Annotated in this window: 18 protein-coding genes; 16 read left to right on the forward strand and 2 right to left on the reverse strand. The window is 60.2% G+C overall.

Annotated elements, in window-relative coordinates; genetic code table 11:
- Window positions 1-162 precede the first annotated feature (162 nt).
- The 5 genes from KI613_RS07950 to paaX all read left to right on the forward strand — a co-directional run bounded on the left by KI613_RS07950 (window position 163) and on the right by paaX (window position 5,140).
- A complete protein-coding gene (locus KI613_RS07950) occupies window positions 163-486 on the forward strand; it encodes a HesB/IscA family protein (RefSeq protein WP_226404810.1) in 324 nt (107 codons plus the stop codon).
- 12 nt (window positions 487-498) lie between these two features.
- A complete protein-coding gene (nifU, locus tag KI613_RS07955) occupies window positions 499-1,395 on the forward strand; it encodes a Fe-S cluster assembly protein NifU (RefSeq protein WP_226404811.1) in 897 nt (298 codons plus the stop codon).
- Window positions 1,396-1,476: 81 nt separating this feature from the next.
- Entirely contained in the window at window positions 1,477-2,685 is a 1,209-nt protein-coding gene (gene nifS / locus KI613_RS07960) for a cysteine desulfurase NifS (RefSeq protein ID WP_226404813.1), read from the forward strand.
- Between the two features lie 154 nt (window positions 2,686-2,839).
- Window positions 2,840-3,988, forward strand: coding sequence for a DNA polymerase IV (dinB, locus tag KI613_RS07965; protein WP_226404815.1), 1,149 nt, complete (start codon window positions 2,840-2,842; stop codon window positions 3,986-3,988).
- A 222-nt stretch (window positions 3,989-4,210) separates the two neighbouring features.
- A complete protein-coding gene (gene paaX, locus KI613_RS07970) occupies window positions 4,211-5,140 on the forward strand; it encodes a phenylacetic acid degradation operon negative regulatory protein PaaX (RefSeq protein ID WP_226404816.1) in 930 nt (309 codons plus the stop codon).
- A gap of 92 nt (window positions 5,141-5,232) precedes the next feature.
- Here paaX and KI613_RS07975 read toward each other — a convergent pair whose 3' ends face one another.
- The gene (locus KI613_RS07975; protein ID WP_226404817.1) at window positions 5,233-5,490 is read right to left on the reverse strand and encodes a MoaD/ThiS family protein; all 258 of its coding nucleotides are present in this window, start codon (window positions 5,488-5,490) and stop codon (window positions 5,233-5,235) included.
- A gap of 13 nt (window positions 5,491-5,503) precedes the next feature.
- Complete coding sequence (locus KI613_RS07980; RefSeq protein WP_226404819.1) at window positions 5,504-6,652, reverse strand: WD40/YVTN/BNR-like repeat-containing protein; 1,149 nt, start codon at window positions 6,650-6,652, stop codon at window positions 5,504-5,506.
- Window positions 6,653-7,150: 498 nt separating this feature from the next.
- Here KI613_RS07980 and KI613_RS07985 point away from each other — a divergent pair, with 498 nt between their 5' ends.
- The 11 genes from KI613_RS07985 to KI613_RS08035 all read left to right on the forward strand — a co-directional run bounded on the left by KI613_RS07985 (window position 7,151) and on the right by KI613_RS08035 (window position 22,294).
- Complete coding sequence (locus tag KI613_RS07985; RefSeq protein WP_226404821.1) at window positions 7,151-7,345, forward strand: hypothetical protein; 195 nt, start codon at window positions 7,151-7,153, stop codon at window positions 7,343-7,345.
- A 36-nt stretch (window positions 7,346-7,381) separates the two neighbouring features.
- Window positions 7,382-7,783, forward strand: coding sequence for a hypothetical protein (locus KI613_RS07990; protein ID WP_226404823.1), 402 nt, complete (start codon window positions 7,382-7,384; stop codon window positions 7,781-7,783).
- 123 nt (window positions 7,784-7,906) lie between these two features.
- Complete coding sequence (locus KI613_RS07995; RefSeq protein ID WP_226404825.1) at window positions 7,907-8,290, forward strand: dihydroneopterin aldolase; 384 nt, start codon at window positions 7,907-7,909, stop codon at window positions 8,288-8,290.
- Window positions 8,269-8,826, forward strand: coding sequence for a dihydrofolate reductase (locus KI613_RS08000; RefSeq protein WP_226404827.1), 558 nt, complete (start codon window positions 8,269-8,271; stop codon window positions 8,824-8,826). Before KI613_RS07995 ends, KI613_RS08000 begins: the two co-directional genes overlap by 22 nt.
- A 183-nt stretch (window positions 8,827-9,009) precedes the next feature.
- Window positions 9,010-11,898, forward strand: coding sequence for a bifunctional diguanylate cyclase/phosphodiesterase (locus KI613_RS08005; RefSeq protein WP_226404829.1), 2,889 nt, complete (start codon window positions 9,010-9,012; stop codon window positions 11,896-11,898).
- 82 nt (window positions 11,899-11,980) lie between these two features.
- On the forward strand, window positions 11,981-12,640 hold the full coding sequence (locus tag KI613_RS08010; protein ID WP_226404831.1) for a TetR/AcrR family transcriptional regulator: 660 nt from the start codon (window positions 11,981-11,983) through the stop codon (window positions 12,638-12,640).
- Between the two features lie 61 nt (window positions 12,641-12,701).
- The gene (locus KI613_RS08015) at window positions 12,702-15,056 is read left to right on the forward strand and encodes an acyl-CoA dehydrogenase (protein WP_226404833.1); all 2,355 of its coding nucleotides are present in this window, start codon (window positions 12,702-12,704) and stop codon (window positions 15,054-15,056) included.
- A gap of 2 nt (window positions 15,057-15,058) precedes the next feature.
- Entirely contained in the window at window positions 15,059-16,342 is a 1,284-nt protein-coding gene (locus KI613_RS08020) for an acetyl-CoA C-acetyltransferase (protein ID WP_226404835.1), read from the forward strand.
- Window positions 16,343-16,403: 61 nt separating this feature from the next.
- Window positions 16,404-18,305 (forward strand): 3-hydroxyacyl-CoA dehydrogenase NAD-binding domain-containing protein, encoded by a 1,902-nt coding sequence (locus tag KI613_RS08025; RefSeq protein WP_226404836.1) that lies wholly within the window; start codon window positions 16,404-16,406, stop codon window positions 18,303-18,305.
- A gap of 133 nt (window positions 18,306-18,438) precedes the next feature.
- Window positions 18,439-19,734: an OmpP1/FadL family transporter gene (locus KI613_RS08030; RefSeq protein WP_226404837.1), complete on the forward strand. Its 1,296-nt coding sequence runs from the start codon at window positions 18,439-18,441 to the stop codon at window positions 19,732-19,734.
- 160 nt (window positions 19,735-19,894) lie between these two features.
- On the forward strand, window positions 19,895-22,294 hold the full coding sequence (locus tag KI613_RS08035) for a 3-hydroxyacyl-CoA dehydrogenase/enoyl-CoA hydratase family protein (protein WP_226404838.1): 2,400 nt from the start codon (window positions 19,895-19,897) through the stop codon (window positions 22,292-22,294).
- The last annotated feature ends 3 nt before the right edge of the window (window positions 22,295-22,297 follow it).

Consider the following 22,297-nt stretch of genomic DNA (forward strand, 5'->3'; position numbering starts at 1 on the left):
GTCGGCTTCCAGTGCGGTATCTGTCAGGGATTGTAGTGAACCTGACAAGGTAATTTTGGCTTCATGATTTAGCCAAGTTGCTGAAAATTAAGTATTTATATTTTTATTTCTGGCGTGGCACGGCCCTTGCAAGATCAGGTCATCTACTCTGGGAGAATCGCCATGATCAATCTGACCCCCGCTGCCATTAAGGCTGTTCAACGTTTTATCCGCGGTTCTGAAACACCTGTGCTCGGGCTGCGCCTGACCATTTCCGGTGGCGGCTGCTCCGGCCTGCAATACGGCATGAAGCTCGAAACCGAGAAGGCTGAAGACGACTGGGAACTGGAAGTCGAAGGCGTCAAGGTGCTGGTCGATGCAATGACCATGCCGATGATCGACAACGTCACCGTCGATTTCGTCGATACGCTGACCCACACCGGTTTCAAGTTCGACAATCCCAACGCCAGCGCCCAGTGTTCCTGCGGCTCTTCGTTCTCGGTCTAAGGAGCAATAGTCATGTGGGAATATTCAGACAAGGTTCGCGAACACTTCTTCAACCCGCGCAATTCCGGCCCGCTGGAAGAAGCGAACGGTATCGGTGACGTTGGTTCCATCCAGTGCGGCGACGCGCTGCGCCTGATGCTCAAGGTCGAGCCGGAAACCGAAGTCATTCTCGACGCGCATTTCCAGACCTTCGGCTGCGGTTCGGCCATCGCCTCGTCGTCGGCGCTGACCGAAATGGTCAAGGGCATGACGCTGGATCAGGCACTGGAAGTGTCGAACCAGAACATCGCCGATTACCTTGACGGCCTGCCGCCGGAAAAGATGCACTGCTCGGTCATGGGCCGCGAAGCCCTGCAGGCCGCCATCGCCAACTACCGTGGCGAAGAGTGGTCCGATGACCACGAAGAAGGCGCGCTGATCTGCAAGTGTTTCGCCATCGACGCCGTGATGATCGAGGACGTGGTCAAGGCCAACAACCTCAACACGGTCGAGGAAGTGACCTTCTACACCAAGGCTGGCGGCGGTTGTGCGGCTTGCCACGAAGGCATCGAGGAAATTCTGGCCAAGGTCATGGCCGAGCGCGCCGGTCCGGGCGAAGTTTCGCCGCCGCCGGCTTGCCCGGCTACGCCGGAAGCACCGAAGCCGCCGACCAAAAAGCTGTCGATCGTCGAGAAGATCGCCAAGATCCAGGAAGTGCTCGAATCGGTTCGCCCGATGCTCCAGCGCGATCACGGCGATGTCGAGTTGGCCGACGTCCAGGGCAAGAAGATCTATGTGCATCTCAAGGGCGCCTGCTCCGGTTGCATGATGGAAGCGGCCACCCTCGGCGGCATCCAGCAGAAGATGATCGAAACGCTGGGTGAGCTGGTCCAGGTCCTGCCGTCGTCGCACATGCCCGTAGAGGCCTGATCGAGACTGCTACGGTCAACCGGAAAAAACGGCCAAATTCGAAATCATCCCAACCTCAACAGAGAAACCGAGGACTGCGCCATGAAACCGATCTATCTGGACAACAACGCCACGACGCGGGTCGATCCCGCTGTGGTCGAAGCCATGCTGCCGTTCTTCACGGAGCATTTCGGCAATGCCTCGTCGATTCACGCCTTTGGCAGTGAAGTCGGCAAGGCGCTGAAGAAGGCCCGCAGTCAGGTTCAGGCGCTGCTCGGCGCCGAGCATGACTCGGAAATCATCTTTACCTCCTGCGGCACCGAGTCCGATTCGACCGCCATCCTCTCCGCCCTCAAGGCCCAGCCGGAACGCAACACGGTGATCACCACCAACGTCGAGCACCCGGCCATCCTGACGCTGTGCGACTGGCTCGAGAAGGAAGGCTACATCGTCCACAAGCTCAAGGTGGACAAGAAGGGCCGCATCGACCTGGACGAGTACCGGTCGCTGCTGCACGACCGCGTCGCCATCGTTTCGGCAATGTGGGCCAACAACGAGACGGGGACCATCTTCCCGGTCGTCGAGATGGCCGAAATGGCCGCTGCCAAGGGCATCATGTTCCACACCGACGCCGTGCAGGCCGTCGGCAAGATTCCCATCGATCTCAAGAACACCAAGATCGACATGCTCTCGCTGTCCGGTCACAAGCTGCACGCACCGAAGGGCATCGGCGTCCTCTACCTGCGCCGCGGCTGCCGCTTCCGTCCGCTGCTGCGTGGTGGTCATCAGGAACGTGGTCGTCGTGCCGGCACCGAGAACTCGGCGTCCATCGTCGGCCTCGGCATGGCCTGCGAACTGGCCATGCAGAAAATGGAATTCGAAAACACCGAAGTCCGCCGCCTGCGTGACAAGCTGGAGATGGGGCTGCTCAGCCAGATCACCCACTGCTTCCCGACCGGTGATGTATCCAACCGTCTGCCCAACACCAGCAATATCGCCTTTGAATACATCGAAGGTGAAGGCATTCTGATGCTGCTCAACAAGGTAGGCATTGCCGGCAGCTCAGGCTCGGCCTGTACCTCCGGCTCGCTCGAACCATCGCACGTCATGCGCGCCATGGGCATTCCCTACACCGCCGCGCACGGCACGATCCGCTTCTCGCTGTCGGTCTACAACACCGAAGAGGAAATCGATCGCGTTATCGCAGCGGTCCCGCCCATCGTCGCGCAACTGCGCAAACTTTCGCCGTACTGGACCGACAAGGGCCCGGCCACCAATCCCGAAGCCGCCTTCGCCCCGACTTACGCCTGACGGCATAAACGCTCACCGGGCACACCCGGTGAGTGCGAACAGTCTCTCTCTGCAGCAACCTCGGTTAGCCCCGGAAGAAATTCCGGGGCTCTTTTTTTCGATAGCTGCTTGTCTTGAACGGAACCTGCAACACATGCTTTGATATACTGTTTATATGAACAGTATTCGTCGCATCGCTCATCTCGACATGGACGCTTTCTTCGCCTCGGTCGAGTTGCTTCGCTATCCCGAATTGCGCGGGCAGGCCGTCGTGGTCGGTGGGCGGAGTATTCATCAGCCGGTGGTACAAGCCGACGGCTCCAGGCATTTTTCCCGTTTGAGTGAATACACGGGGCGGGGGGTGATTACCACCTCGACCTACGAGGCCCGGGCCTTGGGCGTTTTTTCCGGCATGGGGCTCATGAAGTCGGCGAAGCTGGCTCCGGAGGCTATTCTTCTGCCGGCCAATTTCGAGGCTTATCGCCACTATTCGCGCCTGTTCAAGGCGGCTGTCCGGGCGATTGCGCCGAATGTCGAAGACCGTGGAATTGACGAAATTTATGTCGATCTGAGCGACATTTTGGAGGAAACCCGCGTCCTGGCTCAACGCATCAAGGATGCAGTTTTTGCCGCAACCGGGCTGAGCTGTTCGATTGGCGTGACGCCTAACAAACTGCTCTCCAAAATTGCCTCTGACCTCGAGAAGCCGAATGGGTTGACGATTCTTTCGATGGAAGACGTTCCGACACGGATCTGGCCTTTGGTCGCCAAGAAAGTAAATGGGATCGGGCCGAAAGCCAGCGAGCGCCTTGAGCACCATGGCATTCGGACCATCGGTGAACTGGCGGCCACGCCGCAGGAGTTTCTGGTCAGCAAGTTTGGTCGGAGTACCGGGCTGTGGATGCATCGCATCGCGCATGGCATCGATGATCGGCCGGTGGTCACCGAGTCAGAACCGAAGTCGATCAGTCGGGAAACGACTTTCGAGCGGGACTTGCACGCCAAAGCGGACAGGTCCGAATTGTCAGAAGTGTTTACCTCGTTATGTCTGCGCGTTGGTGATGACCTGGTGCGAAAAGGCTACGCCTGCCGGACGGTGGGTATCAAGATTCGATATTCGGATTTCAAGGCGGTTACCCGGGATGTGACCTTGCCGGTCGCGGTCAGCGACGGCGCCGCGATTCGGAAAGCGGCCGGCCTTTGCTTGAAGCGTGTGCCGCTCGACCAGCGCATCCGCTTGCTCGGTGTTCGTGCCGGTGGCCTGGTGGAGGCTGGGGGTGATGAAATCGCTCCGTCGGCGATGCAGGCTGAGCTGCCTCTGTAGGTGCGACTATAAAATTGCCGGGCTCGCGTTATTAGAGGTACGGCGTTTTACGAAATCCAACCTGATTTGTATCGCTATTGCTTGATCCTGGCCTATGGATCAGGCTGCCAATCGGTTCTCGTATTTCGCATGCACCATAAAAATGATACCCAGCTTGGGGTAAACTTTGGCGGGCTACATTCCCGCTAGCTGAATTAAACGCCTCCGACTTGGCCAATCGTTGTGAGCATTGCCATCCAATCCCGTCTCGATGAGTTCCGCCAGCAGCGCCGGGTTCGGGCGGGTTCGCTCATCATCACCGTTTTCGGTGACGCCATCCTGCCGCGTGGTGGCCGGATCTGGCTGGGTAGCCTGATTCGCCTGCTCGAACCGCTGGAACTCAACGAACGCCTGATTCGTACATCGGTATTCCGTCTGGCCAAGGATGAATGGCTGCGCACGGAAACGATAGGCCGGCGTGCCGATTACGTGTTGACACCGTCCGGTCGGCGGCGTTTCGAGGCGGCCTCCCGGCACATTTATGCCTCGCACGCACCGCTCTGGGACAGACGCTGGCGCCTGATTCTGGTCGTCGGCAACCTGGCGCCAAAAGTTCGTGAGCAGGTTCGCCGGGCCCTGTTCTGGCAGGGTTTCGGTGTTCTGGGTGGCGATTGTTTTGTGCACCCGAGCGCCGAGCTGTCCAGTGTGCTCGATGCCCTGATAGCCGAGGGTTTGTCATCCGCCCTGGCTACCTTGCTGCCCCTGTTTGCCGCCGATTCCCGCTCGGCGCTCTCGGCCAGTGATTCCGATCTGGTCCGCCGTGCCTGGGACCTCGGGGTGCTGGCTGAAGCCTATAGCGAGTTCGTGGCGGCCTACCAGCCGATTCTCGACGAGTTGCGACGTGATCATCTGGCCGATGTCAGCGAGCAGGATGCCTTCCTCGTCCGCATCCTGCTCATCCACGACTATCGACGCCTCCTGTTGCGCGATCCGGAGCTGCCGGAAGTTTTGCTCCCCGGCGATTGGCCGGGCCAGCAGGCCCGCTTGCTGTGCAAGGAACTCTACAAGCGGCTGGAGCCTCTTTCCAGCCGCCATCTCGACAAGATGCTGTGCCTGTCGGACGGCAGCGTTCCCGGCGAGGACGGGATGCTGCCTGAGCGTTTTTCGCAGTAAGACCCGCTGATCGCCTGATCAGCTACCTCGTTTTTTCAGTTTGCTCAGCGGCACCACGTCAGGTATTTCGATCTGCTTGCGGTTGGAATTTTCTAGCCGCCGCTTAGCGCCTGGACGATGAGCAGTTCACCATCCGCCGGCAGCGGTGTGGCCAGATCGAACACCATCTCGCGCTGGTAAAACAGCCGGATGTGCCGCCGGATACGCCCCTGCTCGTCGACCATGCGAAAGCGGATACCGGGAAACTGCCGCTCAAGATCGTCGAGTACCTCGCCGACTGTCTTGCCCCCGGCTTCGACCCAGGGCTGCGTCGTGTAGGAGTGCAGAGCGCTCGGAATTAGTACGCGCATTGTGTTTATCGGCTCAACGCGGATATCCCACCTCGACCGAATAAATCTCCGGCAGGTGGCGCGCCAGGCATGCCCACTGTTGGCCTTCGTCGCGGCTCTTCCACAGTTCGCCACTCGTGGTGCCAAAGTAAAGACCCACGGTACCCTGTTTGTCGGCCGTCATGGCCTGCCGCTTGACCGTCCACCATGCCTGGTCAGCCGGCATTCCGTTGCTGTGCCGCTGCCAGGTCTCACCGCCATCGCGCGTGGCATAGACAGCTGGACGACCATCAGGACTGGTTCGTGGCCAAACCTCGGTGCCGTCCATCGGGAAAACCCAGGCCGTGCGGTCATCGTGCGGGTGCACCACCATCGGGAAGCCGATGTCGCCGACCTCCTTGGGCATGTTACGCCCGATGCGTCGCCAGCGGGTGTCCGGCTGGTCAAGTCGGTAGATGCCGCAGTGATTCTGCTGATAGAGGCGGTCCGGATTGCTGGGGCACATGCGTAGGCAGTGCGGATCGTGAAAACTGGTGTCTGCTGGATCAAAACCTTCGACCACTTCCATGCCGTCGACGAGCGGCGTAAAGCTCAGCCCACGGTCGTGCGACTCATGCACGCCGCCGCCCGACATGGCGAAGTACAGATGCTGCGCGTCGCGTGGATCGACGATGATCGAATGCAGCTTCGGGCCATCCGGTGTGCCGTCCTGCACCGTGCCGAACCACTGACGGTACTGCGGGTCGTCATTGATGGACGAGAACGGCGCCCAGTTCATGCCGCCGTCTTCCGAGAGGAACAGGCCCTGCGGCGAGGTGCCGGCATACCAGACGCCCGGTTCGTCAGCGTGGCCGGGAGTCAGCCAGAAGGTGTGGTCGACGGCGCGGGCGCCCAGCCCGTTAATGGCCGGACCGAAGGCCGGCGGTTTGGCGGCTTCCTGCCAGGTTTGCCCGAGGTCGGTCGAGCGGAAGATGGTCGGCCCGAGATGGCCGGTTTTTGCCGCCGCCAGAAGAGTACGCCCGTCGCGTGGGTCGAGTACCAGATGATTGATGATCTGGCCGAGAAAATGCGGGCCATCGACCCGCCACGACTGCCGCGCTGCGTCCGTGTGAAACAGCCAGGCGCCCTTGCGGGTTGCCACTAGCAGAACCAGTTGACCTTGCTTCGTATCCAGTGTGCTCATCGTTCGCTCCTTACGGCGCCGGTAGCCACTTGGGCCACTGATGCTGCTTGCATTCGGGATCAATTCGTGAATTGCATTTGACTAGGATTCAGCGCGAAGTTCGGTTTTTCTGAGGCATTGCGGAAGGATGCAGCACTCTCCGGCCAGTCAGCCCGGTGGACCCTTGCCGAGGAAGGTGGCAATGCCCTCTTGCGCTTCAGCGGTAGCGCGCAGGCGGGTGATGCGCCGGGCGGTTTCCTCGCTCATCAATTTGCTCGAAACCGGAACCCGGTTACCTTGAGCGATAACGGCCAAGAGCTGATCGCTAATGAATTGCTCAGGGCGGCTTATCTGGGAATGTAGCTCGCCAACCCAAAGCCAGGGCACTGTTAGATTCCTTGTTGATTTTGTGATTTTTGAAGTATCGGTCGCAGTGGATACTTCTGGAATATTTTGCGGAATAGTGTAAAGTTAGTTCAGGAATTATCGTTGTGAGGTGAAGAAATGGATATTCAATCAGTGAATTCCAGCATCAGTGCGTATACCAATACGGGTGCTCAGGCCAGTCAGGCTACTCAGGCGCAGCAGGTGCAACAGGCCGGGAAACGCGAGCCGCGTCCGGAAGAACGTGTCGAGCGCACGGAAGAGCCACCGCGTCCGGTCAAGAATGCAGAGGGTCAGGAGACCGGTACATTGGTCAACGTAACGGCTTAGGTACAAACGGATTCGTAACAGGCGATTGGTGACGAAATGGCAGTAACGTCGGCATCAGGCGCTCAATCGGCCAGTGGTGGGCTTTGGGCGCAACTCCAGCTGCAACAGGCGCGGCGCAATGCTGATCAGGCAGAGCAGCAGGCTGCGGCCTTGCAGTCTCAGGCACGGTCAGCGCAGAGTGTTGCCGACCGCGCGCAGGAGAATGCCCGTTCGTTGCAGGTTCAGTCGAGACAGGCGCAGGGCGACGCCAGCCAGGCAAGATTGAATCTGGCGACGCAGAACTCGGTGGGTGAGGTACAGAGCAAGCTGGGTGATCTGAAAACGCAAATCAGCAAGGTGCTTCAGTCGGAGCCGCTAGGCGCCACCGCGACAACTGCGGCCCCCGTCGTCAACACCTCCGGTCAGCAGACAGGAACGCTGGTCAACGTGACAGCCTGATCCGATAGTCTGGTTGATCGGCTATGAGGCGCTGCGGCGCCTGTTTTTTTGCCTGCTGATCGGCTCCAGGTTTGGTATCGTTCTGCCTTACCCATATTGAATGACATAAAAGGAATCTGATTCGTGCTCGAAAATCATTGGTGCGCCTCTGTGGATGCGACCATTCAACTGCGTACCGGCTGTAATCCGCTCGAAAAACACGGGCCGCAGGCGGTGCTCGTCCATGCCGATGCCTGGGCGCCGATGGACGCCGTGGCCGATCCGCACGATATTCGCCAGGTGGTCGATTACGAAGTGATCTTTCTGGCCATCCGCAAGCTGGAGGGCAATGCGCACTGCGAGTGCCTCGAGTCGAGCATCCTCGAGGTGATGGACGCGATTTTTGGCATGGCTATGGTTAGCTCGGCACATGTTTCGATGCACAAGCCGCACGTCTATAACGGGCAGGGGACGCCGGCCATTTCACTTTCCCTGACACGCGAGCAGTGGGCAAAGAGCAAACGGTGATCTCGGCCATCGGAGCTGTCGCCAGTAATGGCATGATTGGCCGGGATGGTTGGCTGCCCTGGGATATTCCCGAGGAGCTCGCCTACTTCGAGAAAATGGTGGACGGTGCAGCGTTGGTGATCGGTCGCCTGACTTATGAATCGATGGACGTGGTGCCGGTCGATTCCTTCATCGTTAGCCGTCAGCCTGATCTGGCATTGCGTCCGGGCTGCACCCGCGTGGCCTCGGTGGAGGAGGGCTTGCAGGCTGCGCTGGCCACCGGCAAGCCGGTTTTCGTCATTGGCGGTGCATCGGTCTACGCCGCAGCCTGGCCGTATTGTCATCGTTTTTACCTGACCCGGATCGAGCAGGCATTTTCCGGCGATTCGCTGTTTCCAGCCGAAATCCCGCTCGATCAATGGCCGATCCATGAAGAGTCGGTCAAGGTTTTTCGGGAACAGCATAGCAACAAGGATGTTACCTGCCGCTTCCTTCAATATCGGCAGCCCAGCCCGCGTCTGCTACCGGCGCTGCATTGCAATTCGAATACCGTATGATCAGAATTGCTATTCGAGAGTTTGGCTAAGCCGCCGCGAGACATGAAGACAATGCCCGGACAGAATGCCCGCAATGGGAATCACTTGTGGATTGCCCTGGTTTCTCTGGCACTCTGCGGGTTCGTTCTGCTTGGCTATGTATTGTGGTCCGCGTATCAAGAGGTCTGGGCCGAGGCCAGGTCGATGACCAGTAGTCAGTCCGAATTGCTCGAAGCGCGATTCGATGCGACCCTGCGGCGCGTTGACATGACACTGAACGATCTGGCCGAGCACGTTCCGAAAGAGTCATTGAATGTCGAGGCCGTCAGCCGTTTTCGTCCTGATATGGAGAAGAAGCTCGACGGTCTGCAGCATGCATTTCCTGAAGTTGCCGGTTTTCGTATTGTGGCTCCCGATGGAAACGTGCTCTATCTCTCGGGAGGCGGTGAGTACGTAAATCTGCTTGATCGGTCATATTTCGAGATTTCCCGGAATGGAAAAGACGGGGCGATCGTTTTTTCGGAGGTCGTCAAGTCGCGCATCACCGGCCGGGATACGATTGCTGCGGCCAGGGCCATTCGCGCATCCGACGGTCGTTTCATCGGCATGGTTAGCGCGGCGATCGAAATCGATTATTTCGAACAGTTCTTCAGTGCCTCCCGCCTCGGGGCTTCCGGTGCTGTGGCGATCCGGCGCAGCGACAACCATGCTCTGGTCCTCCGCCAACCGCCGGTGCCGGCCGAGATCAACCGGCCACTCGATTCGTCGCATCCCGTTCATCAGTCGATCACGGCAGGAAAGCGTCAGGGTGTCCTCGAGTTTGCCGCCCAGTCCGATGGCGTGAAACGGGTTTACGGCTACCGGATGCTTGAACACTATCCGTTCTATGTATTGGCCGGCCTGTCGGAATCGGATGTGATGGCGTCATGGCGCCAGCGGACTTTCATCGTTGGCGTGTTTGGCGCTGCCCTGCTGGCTTGTCTCATGATCGTGCTCTATGAACTGTTTTGCGCCCGGCGGCGGGAGCTGGCAGCGGCCATCAATTTGCACCGCAATGGCGAACGACTGAACGCCGCCCAGCGAATTGCCCAGCTCGGCAGTTGGGAGATCGAGCTGGCGACGATGCGGGTAACGTGCTCCGACGAGCTCTACCGGATTTTTGAAATCACCAGGGTCGAGGGCGCGGCGCCGTACGACGAGTTTCTCGTCCAGATCCATCCCGAGGACCGCGCCATTGTCGACCGAACGCTGAAGGAGTCGGTGGCGCAGGGCGAGCCGGACAGCCTGAAGCACCGGCTGGAAATGCCCGATGGCCGGATCAAGTATGTACTGGAATGCTGGGAGACCGAGTATGGCAAGGATGGCGAGCCCTTGCGGCTTATCGGTACCTCGCAGGATATCAGCGTCCAGCACGAGACAGAGGCGCAGATGCAGTTGCTGGCCAGTGCCGTCCAGCATAGCGGTGAGGCCATCCTGATTACCGATGTTCACAACAACATCATTACGGTCAACCCGGCGTTTACGCGCCTGACGGGTTATTCCGCGGAGGAGGCGGCTGGGCGCAATCCACGCTTTCTTTCGGCCGGGCGGACGACGCCCGAAGAATATGCCCGGATGTGGGAGGACATTACAGAACGGGGTTTCTGGCAAGGCGAAATCTGGGATCGGCGCAAGGATGGCGGCATCTACCCGAAGTGGATTTCAATATCGGTCATTCGCGATGAAGAGGGGAAAATCCTCTACCACATCGCCCACTTTACCGATGTCTCAACGGAACGCGCGACCGAGGAGCGCCTGCATCATATTGCCCACCATGACGTCCTGACCGGCCTGCTCAACCGCCTGAGCCTCAAGGGGCGGATGGATCAGGCGCTGGCAACGGCCCGCCGCGATGGTTCGCGGGTGGCCGTGATGTTCATCGACCTCGATCGCTTCAAGGTGATTAACGATACGCTCGGACATCACATGGGTGATGAACTGCTCATCGAGGTCGCCAAGCGCCTGCGTGAAAGCGTGCGCGACAGCGACGTGGTGGCGCGGCTCGGGGGCGATGAATTCGTCATCATGCTTTCCGGCGTCGACCACACCAGCTCGATAGCCCTGATCGCCGAAAAACTGGTGTTGAGCGTCGGGCATTCTTACCAGATCGGCGGCTACGATCTCTATACCTCGCCCAGTATCGGCATTGCCATTTTCCCGACCGATGGGCTCGACGGCGGGACCTTGATGAAGAACGCCGATGCCGCCATGTATCACGCCAAGGCGGCTGGCCGGAACAATTTCCAGTTTTTCGACGCCAAGATGAACGATGTGGCGGTAGATCGGCTGAAAACCGAGCACAGCCTGCGCCATGCCCTTTCCCGCGACGAGTTTCGCCTGCACTTTCAACCAATCATCGACATGGCCAGCGGCAAGGTTGCGGCTGTCGAGGCGCTGGTCCGCTGGCAGCACCCCGAAAGAGGGCTGCTGGCGCCGGCCGCCTTTATCGGTATCGCCGAGGAAACCGGGCTGATCCAGCCGCTCGGCGAATGGGTCTTGTGGGCGGCCAGCCGGCAATTGGCCGAGTTTTATGCGGCGGGACTTTCCGGCGTCAAGATGGGCATCAACATATCGGCGATCCAGATGCGCAACGGCAACCTGCCGGTCATCGCCCGCGGCATCATTGAAGCCTACAACCTGAATCCGGCCGACCTCATTTTCGAAATTACCGAGTCGGTGGCGATGGAACAGCCGCTGGAAACCGTGCGCATCCTCGATATCCTGCACAGCATGGGCATCGTTGTCGCCATCGACGATTTCGGAACGGGTTATTCATCGCTTGGCTACCTGCGCATGTTCCCACTCAAGCACCTCAAGCTGGATCGTTCCTTCGTCGAGGAAATCGGGGAAGACACCGATGGTTCGGTGATCTGCGACGCAACCATCGGGCTGGCCCACAACCTGGGCCTGAAAGTGGTGGCGGAGGGCGTCGAAACCGTCGAACAGCTTGAATACCTGCGCAGCCGCGGCTGCGATCTGGTTCAGGGTTATCTGTATAGCCGCCCGGTGCCGGCGGCTGAAGTGATGACCTTCATTCAGCAACACAATTCCTGAGCGTTAAAAAAGCTTGCATTGGGCTAACCTTGTTATTATGATTAAAACGAACGTATGAATCATAATAACAAGGAGACTCCCCATGGAAAACCGTACTGTCGATACTCGCGAACGAATTCTCGATGCCGGCGAGCGTCTGTTCATGGCGCATGGCTACGAGGGCACGTCGATGCGCCAGATTACCGGCGAGGCCGGCGTCAATCTGGCGGCGGTGAATTATCACTTCGGCTCGAAAGAGTCGTTGATGCAGGAAGTTTTCCGGCGTCGCCTTGACTGGCTCAATGAGGAGCGCATGCGCGTGCTGGACGAACTGGAAGCCGAGGCGGCTGGCCAGGCAGTCAAGCCGTCGGCCATCGTTGACGCCTTCTTCGGTACGCTGCTGCGCATGGCCGGCGATGAGAATCGTGGCGGCATGACCTTCCTGCGTTTGCTGGGGCGGACGCTGACTGAACCTTCGGAGTTTATCCGCGCCTTCCTGGCCCACGAATACCAGGTGGTCATGGATCGCTACAAGGAGGCGCTGTTCAAGGCGCTGCCCGAGGTGCCCAAGGCCGAGATTGTCTGGCGCTTCCACTTCATGCTTGGCGCCACGTCCTACGCCATTGCCGGTACCGATGCCCTGCGTCTGGTCACCGACTGGCAGATCGAGGACGAGGATTCGACGGATCGCCTGGATCGCCTGGTACCGCGCCTGATGTCCTTCCTGCTTGGTGGCCTGCGCGCCCCATTGCCGCAATTCTAGGTTGCTGCGGTCAACCGGAAATAATGACCAAAATTAAAAAGACGTAAAAGGAGACAACAGCATGTTCAACAACCTCATCCCTCTGCTTGGGGCGCTTGCCCTGGTGGCTTTGGCCGGGTTGGTTTTGCTTCGGCCCTTGCGCCGAAGCATCATCACCCGGCCCATTTTTTCCACCTATCGCAAGGTGCTGCCGCAGATGTCGGATACCGAACGCGATGCGCTCGAAGCCGGGACGGTCTGGTGGGAGGGCGAGTTGTTCCGCGGCCAGCCGGACTGGCAGAAGCTACATGCCTATCCGCAGCCCAAGCTGACGTCGGCCGAGCAGTCCTTTCTCGACAACGAATGCGAAGAAGCTTGTCGTCTCGTTGATGACTGGAAAGTGACGCACGAACTCTACGACCTGCCGACCGAAGCCTGGCGCTACATCAAGGACAAGGGCTTCCTTGGCATGATCATCCCGAAGAAATACGGCGGTCTGGAGTTTTCGGCCTACGCCCACTCGCAGGTGGTGACCAAGCTGTCGACGCGCTCCAGTGCGCTGTCGGTCTCGGTCATGGTGCCCAATTCGCTCGGCCCGGCCGAACTGCTGCTGCACTACGGCACCGACGCGCAGAAGAACCACTACCTGCCGCGTCTGGCCAAGGGTATCGAGGTGCCGGCTTTTGCGCTGACCAGCCCGTGGGCCGGCTCCGATGCCGCCTCGATTCCCGATGCCGGCGTCGTCTGCAAGGGCATGTATCAGGGCAAGGAAGTGCTCGGCATGCGCGTCTCGTGGGACAAGCGTTACATCACGCTGGCCCCGGTGTGCACGGTGTTCGGCCTGGCCTTCCACCTTTATGATCCGGACGGCCTGCTCGGCGACAAGAAGCACATCGGCATCACCTGCGCACTGGTCCCTTATGACCATCCGGGCGTCGAAACCGGTCGTCGCCACTTCCCGCTCAACGCCATGTTCATGAATGGCCCGACGCGTGGCAAGGACGTTTTCATGCCGCTCGATTTCATTATTGGCGGTCCGGAAAAGGCTGGTCACGGCTGGCGGATGTTGATGGAGTGCCTGGCGGCGGGCCGGTCGATTTCGCTGCCATCTTCCAATACCGGCATGGCTCAGATGACGGCGCGCGCCGTTGGCGGTTATGCCCGCGTGCGTTCGCAGTTCAAGATGGCTGTCGGCAAGTTCGAGGGTGTCGAAGAAGCGCTGACCCGCATCGGCGCCTACACCTACATGATGGACGCCGTGCGCAAGATGACGGCTGGTGCCGTCGATCTCGGCGAAAAGCCGTCGGTCGTTTCGGCCATCGCCAAATACCACGTCACCGAGCGCGCCCGTCAGGTGGTTAATGACGGCATGGATGTCATCGGCGGCAAGGGCATCTGTCTTGGCCCGTCGAATTTCCTTGGTCGGGCCTACGAGCAGGTGCCGATCGGCATCACGGTCGAAGGCGCCAACATTTTGACCCGCTCGCTGATCATCTTCGGCCAGGGCGCCATCCGTTGCCATCCGTATTTGCTGCCGGAAATGCAGGCGGCGCAGAATCCCGATCAGAAGCAGGGTCTGGTCGATTTCGACAAGGCGCTGTTCGGCCACATTGGCTTTACCATCAAGAACGGCATTCGTGCCTTGTGGCTGGGCATGACCGGTTCGCACTTTGCCACGGTCAACGTCGATACGGCGCCGGAAATGAAGCGTTATTACCAGCAACTGACGCGCTTCTCGGCAGCCTTCGCCTTCATGGCCGACATCTCGCTGCTGGTCCTCGGCGGCAGCGTCAAACGGCGCGAAAAACTGTCGGCCCGTCTTGGCGACATCCTCGCCCAGATGTATCTGATTTCCTGCACGCTCAAGCGCTACGAGGAAGAAGGCCGCCAGGTGGAGGATGCGCCGCTCGCCCACTGGGCGATCTGGGACGCGATGTACAAGGCGCAGGAAGCCTTCGATGGCGTCATCGCCAACTTCCCGATCCGTTTCATCGCGGCCTTCCTGCATCGCTCGATCTTCCCGTGGGGCCATCCGTATGTCGTGCCATCGGATGAGGTCGGCCATCAGGTCGCCAAGGCCTTGATCGCGCCATCTGCCACTCGCGACCGGCTGACTGCCGAATGCTATCTGCCGCTGGTCGAGAGCGAACCGGTTGGTGCCATCGAGTTGGCGCTCAAGGCAACGCTGCTCGCCGAGCCGATCGAAGCCCGGATTCGCGCTGCCGAAAAGGACGGGCAGTTCGACAACAATCCGCTGGCCAATGTCCGTGATATCGCCATTGTCGCCTTCGAGGCCGGGGTGATTTCCGCTGCCGATTACGAAATCATGAAGCAGCGCAATCACCTGCGCGACATCGTCGTGCATGTCGATGATTTTCCGTTTGACTACGGCGTCGCCACGGCCAACAAGCCGGCCGAATGCCGGATGGCGGCCTGAATATGAGTAAAACCATTTACGTCGTTGATGGCGCCCGCTCGCCCTTCCTCAAGGCGCAGAAAGGACCGGGCGTGTTTGCCGCATCCGACCTCGCCACCCAGGCTGGCCGGGCTTTGCTGCTGCGCCAGCCCTTCGAACCGAGCGATCTCGACGAAGTCATTCTCGGCTGCGCCGCGCCCTCGCCGGACGAAACCAACATCGGCCGCATGGTCGCCCTGCGCCTTGGCTGCGGCCAAAAGGTGCCGGGCTGGACGGTGATGCGTAACTGCGCCTCCGGCATGCAGGCCATCGATTCGGCGATTGCCAACATCCAGGGTGGACGTTCCGAACTCGTGCTGGCCGGCGGCGTCGATGCGTTGTCACGGGCGCCGCTGCTCTATTCGGACGCCATGGTGCGCTGGTTCGCCGGCATGATGAGCTTGCGTACGGTCAACCAGAAAATTGGCCATTTTTTGAAATTGCCGCTGGCCGAGTTGTTGAAGCCGGTGATCGGTTTGATGAAGGGCCTGACCGATCCGGTCGTCGGCCTGCTCATGGGCCAGACCGCGGAAAATATCGCCTGGAAATTCGGCATCAATCGCCAGCAGATGGACGAGTTCGCCGTCAAAAGCCATTTGAAAGCGATGTCGGCGCGGGCGGCCGGCTATTACAGCGAGATCGTTCCGGTCATCGACAGCCAGGGCAAGGTATACGCTGAAGATGACGGCGTTCGCGCCGACGCCAGCATGGCCGGCATGGCCAAGCTCAAGCCTTTCTTCGACAAGAAATACGGCAACATCACGGCGGCCAACAGCTCGCAGATCACCGACGGCGCCGCCTGGGTGATCCTCGCGTCGGAAGAGGCCGTGCAGAAATGGGGCCTCAATCCCATCGGCAAGATCGTCGACAGCGAATGGGCCGGCCTCGACCCGGCGCTGATGGGCCTCGGTCCGGTGCATGCCACGACACCGATCCTGCAACGCCACGGCCTGGGCCTCAACGATATCGATTACTGGGAACTCAACGAAGCTTTCGCGGCGCAAGTCATTGGCTGCCAGAGGGCATGGGAATCCGACGAATACTGCCGCGAACAGCTCGACCTGCCCGGCGCCTTGGGCAGCCTGGACGATGAAAAGCTCAACGTCGATGGCGGCGCCATCGCCATCGGCCATCCGGTCGGCGCCTCGGGGGCGCGCATCGTGCTGCATCTGCTCAATGTCTTGCGCCGGAACAAGGCCAAACGCGGGATTGCCACGATTTGCATCGGTGGCGGCCTCGGCGGCGCCATGCTCGTGGAGTCGCTATGAAAACCATTTTCAATTTTGGGCATTTTTTCCGGTTGACCGTAGCAACGAGGGAGATCGGCGCATGAAACACTGGCAACTGACCAAGGAAGAAAACGGCATCGTCGTCGCCATCTTCGACAAGGCCGGCGAATCGGCCAACTCTTTATCGGCCGAAGTCATGGCCGAATTCGGCGAGATCCTCGACCAACTCGACAAGCAGCCGCCCAAGGGCCTGATTGTCCGTTCCGGCAAGGAAGCTGGCTTCATTGCCGGCGCCGATATCGAGGAATTCTCGCAACTCGATTCCGCGGAAAAGGGCAGGGCGCTCGTGACGCGTGGCTGGAACCTGTTCAACCGGCTGGCTGCCGTGCCCTACCCGACGCTGGCGCTGGTTCGTGGCCACTGCCTGGGCGGCGGTCTGGAGCTGGCGCTGGCTTGCCGCTATCTGCTGGCGGTCGACGAATCCGGCACCAAGATGGGTCTGCCCGAAGTCATGCTCGGCATCTTCCCGGGCTGGGGCGGCATGCTGCGGCTACCGAAACGCGTCGGCCCGGCGGCCGCACTCGACATGATGCTGACCGGCAAGACCATCGATGCCAAACGCGCCAAAAAAATGGGTCTGGCCGACGATTGCGTGCCGCCACGCGTCATCGAAATGGCCGCCCGCCAACTGCTGCTCTCCGGCCAGCCGCGTCGGTCGCTGCCTTTCATGCAGCGCTTGCTCAACGGCCCGCTCAAGTCAATCGTCGCCAACGGCGCCCGCAAGCAGGTAGCGAAAAAGGCGCGTCCGGAACACTACCCGGCGCCCTACGCCATCATCGATCTATGGGAAAAGCATGACGGCAACGCACTGGCCGCACCGGAGATCATCGACCGCATCATCACCTCGCCGACGGCGCGCAATCTGGTCCGTGTTTATCACCTGCAGGAACGGCTCAAGGGATTCGGCAAGTCTTCTGATTTCAAGGCCAAACGCGTGCACGTCATCGGCGCTGGCGTCATGGGCGGCGATATCGCTGCCTGGTGTGCCCTGCGTGGCATGACGGTCACGCTGCAGGACCAGGCGCTGGAACGCATCGCGCCGGCCCTGAAACGAGCGCACGCGCTGTTCAGCAAACGCCTGCGCGAGCCGCTCAAGATTCGCGACGCCTTCGACCGCCTGATTCCCGACCCGAATGGCGACGGTGTGGCCCACGCCGATGTCGTCATCGAAGCCATCTTCGAAAACGTCGAGGCCAAGCACGCGTTGTTCAAGTCGCTCGAACCGCGAATGAAGCCGGGGGCCGTGCTCGCCACCAACACCTCCAGCCTCAAGCTTGAAGACCTGCGCACGGTTCTGCAACAACCGCAGCGTCTGGTCGGCATCCACTTCTTCAACCCGGTGGCGATGATGCCGCTGGTCGAAGTCGTCGAAGCCGACCGGGCCGATCCGGCTGCCGTGCAAGCCGCCTGTGCGTTTGTAAAACAGATCGACAAGCTGCCGCTGCCGGTCAAGAGCGAGCCTGGCTTCCTGGTCAACGCTGTGCTCGCGCCCTACATGCTGGCCGCCATGCGCGCGGTCGACGAGGGTGTTTCGCCGGAAACGGTGGACGAAGCGATGCTCGCTTTCGGCATGCCGATGGGGCCGATCGAACTGGTCGACACCGTCGGCCTCGACATCGCCATGGCCGCCGGCAAGCAACTGGCTGGTGGCGCCGAAGCGCCGCGCTGCCTGATCGAGCGCGTCGACAAAGGCCTGCTCGGCAAGAAGAGCGGGCAGGGCTTCTACGACTGGTCCTCGGGCAAGGCCGCCAAGGCTGCGGCGGGCAGCGTACCGGCCGGACTGGCCGGGCGACTGATCGCTCCGCTGATCGATCGGGTCGAAAAACTGGTTGCTGATGGTGTTGTTGCCGATTCAGAACTGGCTGATGCCGGGGTAATTTTCGGCACGGGTTTTGCCCCCTTCACCGGCGGCCCCATGCACTTTCGGCGGGGCACGGAATAACAGTGTTGTTTATTTCCAACGAGCGTTTGAAATATTGCAATTCAAACGGCGTTTCACACGCTTGTTTAAGATTTAATCGTAGTAGCAGTGACGGGAGAATTCCTCCCAACATAACAAAACAGGAGACAAATCAATGAACAGAACCAACCTGCGCCTCATTCCGGCGCTTATCGCCATCGCATTTTCCGGCAGCGCTGCGGCTGCCGGATTCCAGTTGCTGGAGCAAAACGCCAGCGGACTCGGTAACGCCTACGCCGGTTCGGCTGCCGTGGCAGACAACGCCAGCACAATCTTCTATAACCCGGCCGGCATGACCCAGCTTCAGGACCGGGAGGTATCCGCCGGCTTGTCGATTATCAATACCCAGTACCAGTTCACCAACACGTCGTCGTCGACGGGCGTGTTGTCCGGCAATAGCGATGGCGGCGCCACCGGCTTTGTGCCGAATGCTTACCTGTCGTGGCGGCTGACTAAGGACATCTACGCCGGTCTCGGTATCGGCGCGCCGTTTGGGCTGATGAGCAAGTACGACAACCCGTGGTATGGCGCTGCGCAGTCGGTCAAGTTCGATATCCAGACGATCAACATCAACCCGTCGATCGCGTGGCGGGCGAATGAATGGCTGTCAATTGGCGGTGGCGTGAATTATCAGCAGCTCAAGGCTGAGTATGAGAGGGCGCTGACCGTTACCAGCGTCTCGGCTGCGGGGACGACGGCGACGCTGAACCTGGATGGCAGCGCGTGGGGCTGGAATGTCGGTGCACTGTTTACGATCGCACCGTCGACCAAGATTGGCTTGTCCTATCGGTCGACGACAGAGTACGACTTGGACGGGGATTTCGAGTTCTCCGGTCCGCTGGCACAGGTTTCCGGGGCGCCGCTGTTCGGTGCGACGGTTAACCGTGCAGCCAAGGCTTCAATCAAGCTGCCTGATACCTGGATTCTGAGTGCCACGCACAAGTTGAACGACCGTGTCGAACTGCTCGGCGATGTGTCTTGGACCGGTTGGAGTAGCATTCCCAAGGTTGACGTGGTCAACGCGCAAACTACCGGCGCTGGTGCCGTGGCCGGGAATGTGGCGCAGACGCTCGATACCGACTTCCAAGATACGTGGCGCGTTGCCTTCGGTGCGAATTATCAGTTGAACGACGCCTGGAAACTGAAGGCCGGCATCGCTTACGACCAGACGCCGGTCAAGGGCGCAACGACCCGCCTTGTGTCGCTGCCTGACAACGACCGTACCTGGTTCAGCCTCGGTGCCCAGTGGAAGCCGTCGAAGACGACAACGCTCGATCTAGGCGCCGCCTATCTGCTGGTCAAGGATACCGAGATCGACAATAACCAGTCTTCCGCAGGCCGCGGCCGAGTCACCGGTGACTACGATAACCAGGCATTCCTCCTTGGTGCCCAGTTTTCCATGGCCTTCTAAACACTTTGATTCAGTGCGTAATTCAATCCCCGGCCAGCCCGGGGATTTTTTTTGATTTTGGCCTAAAAAACCGGTTGACCGTGGAAGTCGCTGTTCTATAATTCAAACGTTCGTTTTATATTAACGAAGCGGAAAATAAGAGACTTAAAAGGAGATGCAATTGAACAAGTTGATCGTGAAGAAAGCGGCTGTGCTTGGCGCTGGCGTCATGGGAGCGCAGATCGCCGCGCACCTTGCCAATGCCAACGTGCCGGTCGTGCTGTTCGACCTGCCGGCCAAGGACGGCGACAAGAACGGTATCGTCAAAAAGGCCCTCGACGGCCTCAAGAAGCTCGACCCGGCGCCGCTGGCCAACAAGGGCAAGCTGAAGTTCATCGACGCCGCCAATTACGACGAGCACCTGCCGCTGCTCGCCGAGTGCGATCTGGTCATCGAAGCCATCGCCGAGCGTATGGACTGGAAGAACGACCTCTACGCCAAGATCGCGCCGCACCTCGCGCCGAATGCCATCATCGCCTCCAACACCTCCGGCCTGTCGATGAATGCGCTGGCCCAGGGGCTGCCGGAAGCCGTCCGTCCGCGTTTCTGCGGCATCCACTTTTTCAATCCGCCGCGCTACATGCATCTGGTCGAGATCATCGGCACGCAAAGCACCGACGGCGGCACGCTCGACGCGCTGGAAACCTGGCTGACCTCGCGTCTCGGCAAGGGCGTCATTCGCGCCCTCGATACGCCGAACTTCGTCGCCAACCGTATCGGCGTCATGTCGATTCTCGCCGTCATGCATCACACCCAGGCTTTCGGTCTTGGCTTCGATGAAGTCGATGCGCTGACTGGCCCGAAGATCGGCCGTCCGAAGAGCGCCACCTATCGTACGGCCGATGTCGTCGGCCTCGATACCCTGGCTCACGTCGTCAAGACCATGCAGGACACGCTGCCCAACGACCCGTGGCACCAGTATTTCACCAGCCCGGCCTGGCTTCAGTTGCTGATCGAGAAGGGCGCCTTGGGCCAGAAAACCCGCTGCGGCATCTTCCGCAAGCAGGGCAAGGAGATCCAGGTCCTCGACCTGAAGGCGCAGGATTACCGCAAGTCGGCCGGTGAAGTGGCCGAAGAGGTTGCCGCCATCCTGAAGATCAAGAATCCGGCCGAAAAGTTCGCCGCCTTGCGCGCTTCGGCGCATCCGCAGGCCGAGTTCCTGTGGGCCATCTTCCGCGATATTTTTCACTACGCTGCCGTGCAACTGGAGAGTGTCGCCGACAATGCCCGCGATCTCGATTTCGCCATGCGCTGGGGCTTCGGCTGGGCGCAAGGGCCGTTCGAAACCTGGCAGGCCGCCGGCTGGAGCGAGATTGCCAAAGCCATTGCCGTCGATATCGCTGCCGGCAAGAGCATGAGCGCGACGCCGCTGCCGGCCTGGGTGCTGGAAGCGGGGCGGACCGGTGTGCATACGGCGCAGGGTTCGTATTCGGCCAGCAAGAACGCCTACGTCGCCCGCTCCACGCTACCCGTCTATCAACGCCAGCTTTTCCCCGAGCGCGTGCTCGGCGAGAGCGGTGCGACGCCCGAGAAATCGGGTGAAACGCTGTTTGAGACTGATGGCGTTCGTCTCTGGAAACTGCCAGCGGTCGATGCCGGTATCGGCATCCTGTCGATCAAGTCGAAGATGCACACCATCGGCGACGAGGTGCTCGATGGTGTGATCGCCGCCGTGCGCCAGGCCGAAACGACGCTTGATGGCATCGTGCTCTGGCATGAAGCGCCGTTCGCTGTGGGCGCCAACCTGGCCCAGGTGACCGAGGCTATCGTCGCCGGCCAGTTCGATCTGCTCGAACAGACCGTCGAGAAGTTCCAGCGCGCGTCGCAAACGCTCAAGTACGCCCAGGTCCCGACCGTTGCTGCAGTGCAAGGCATGGCGCTGGGCGGTGGCTGCGAGTTTGTCATGCATGCCGGCAAACGCGTCATGGCGCTCGAAAGCTATGTCGGGCTGGTCGAGGCTGGTGTCGGGCTGATCCCGGCTGGCGGCGGCTGCAAGGAATTCGCCGTGCGCGCCGCCGAATGGGCTGCCCAGTCGAACGTGCCGGGCGAGGTCTTCAATTACCTGCAAAATGCCTTCATGACCATTGCCATGGCCAAGGTGGCGAAGAGCGCTGTCGAGGCCGTCGATTACGGCTTTGCCAAGCCGTCCGACACCATCCTGTTCAACGCCAACGAACTGCTCTTCGTGGCGATCCGCGAAGCGCGCGCCATGGCCGAGGCTGGCTACGCGCCGCCGCCGAAGGCACGCGCCATCCCGGTCGCCGGCAAGAACGGCATCGCGACGCTGGAAATGATGCTGGTGAACATGAAGGAGGGCGGCATGATTTCGGCGCACGACTACAAGGTCGCCAAGTTCGCTGCCATCGCCCTGTGCGGCGGCGAGGTCGAAACCGGCAGCCTGGTCGATGAAGAATGGCTGATCACCGTCGAGCGCCGCTTGTTCGTCGAACTGCTGAAAACCCCCGAAACCCAGGCCCGGATCAAGCACATGCTCGATACCGGCAAGCCGCTACGCAACTAATCG

It is taken from the genome of Ferribacterium limneticum, assembly GCF_020510585.1.
Classification (GTDB): Bacteria; Pseudomonadota; Gammaproteobacteria; order Burkholderiales; family Rhodocyclaceae; genus Azonexus.

What these genes read in the sequence shown, in the direction of transcription:
- KI613_RS08005 (WP_226404829.1), top strand. Translation starts at nt 9,010, where the DNA reads ATGACCAGTAGTCAGTCCGAATTGCTCGAAGCGCGATTCGATGCGACC.
- KI613_RS07950 (WP_226404810.1), top strand. Translation starts at nt 163, where the DNA reads ATGATCAATCTGACCCCCGCTGCCATTAAGGCTGTTCAACGTTTTATC.
- nifS (WP_226404813.1), top strand. Translation starts at nt 1,477, where the DNA reads ATGAAACCGATCTATCTGGACAACAACGCCACGACGCGGGTCGATCCC.
- KI613_RS08010 (WP_226404831.1), top strand. Translation starts at nt 11,981, where the DNA reads ATGGAAAACCGTACTGTCGATACTCGCGAACGAATTCTCGATGCCGGC.
- KI613_RS08020 (WP_226404835.1), top strand. Translation starts at nt 15,059, where the DNA reads ATGAGTAAAACCATTTACGTCGTTGATGGCGCCCGCTCGCCCTTCCTC.
- KI613_RS08030 (WP_226404837.1), top strand. Translation starts at nt 18,439, where the DNA reads ATGAACAGAACCAACCTGCGCCTCATTCCGGCGCTTATCGCCATCGCA.
- KI613_RS08025 (WP_226404836.1), top strand. Translation starts at nt 16,404, where the DNA reads ATGAAACACTGGCAACTGACCAAGGAAGAAAACGGCATCGTCGTCGCC.
- dinB (WP_226404815.1), top strand. Translation starts at nt 2,840, where the DNA reads ATGAACAGTATTCGTCGCATCGCTCATCTCGACATGGACGCTTTCTTC.
- KI613_RS07980 (WP_226404819.1), bottom strand. Translation starts at nt 6,652, where the DNA reads ATGAGCACACTGGATACGAAGCAAGGTCAACTGGTTCTGCTAGTGGCA.
- KI613_RS07990 (WP_226404823.1), top strand. Translation starts at nt 7,382, where the DNA reads ATGGCAGTAACGTCGGCATCAGGCGCTCAATCGGCCAGTGGTGGGCTT.
- KI613_RS07975 (WP_226404817.1), bottom strand. Translation starts at nt 5,490, where the DNA reads ATGCGCGTACTAATTCCGAGCGCTCTGCACTCCTACACGACGCAGCCC.
- nifU (WP_226404811.1), top strand. Translation starts at nt 499, where the DNA reads ATGTGGGAATATTCAGACAAGGTTCGCGAACACTTCTTCAACCCGCGC.
- KI613_RS08015 (WP_226404833.1), top strand. Translation starts at nt 12,702, where the DNA reads ATGTTCAACAACCTCATCCCTCTGCTTGGGGCGCTTGCCCTGGTGGCT.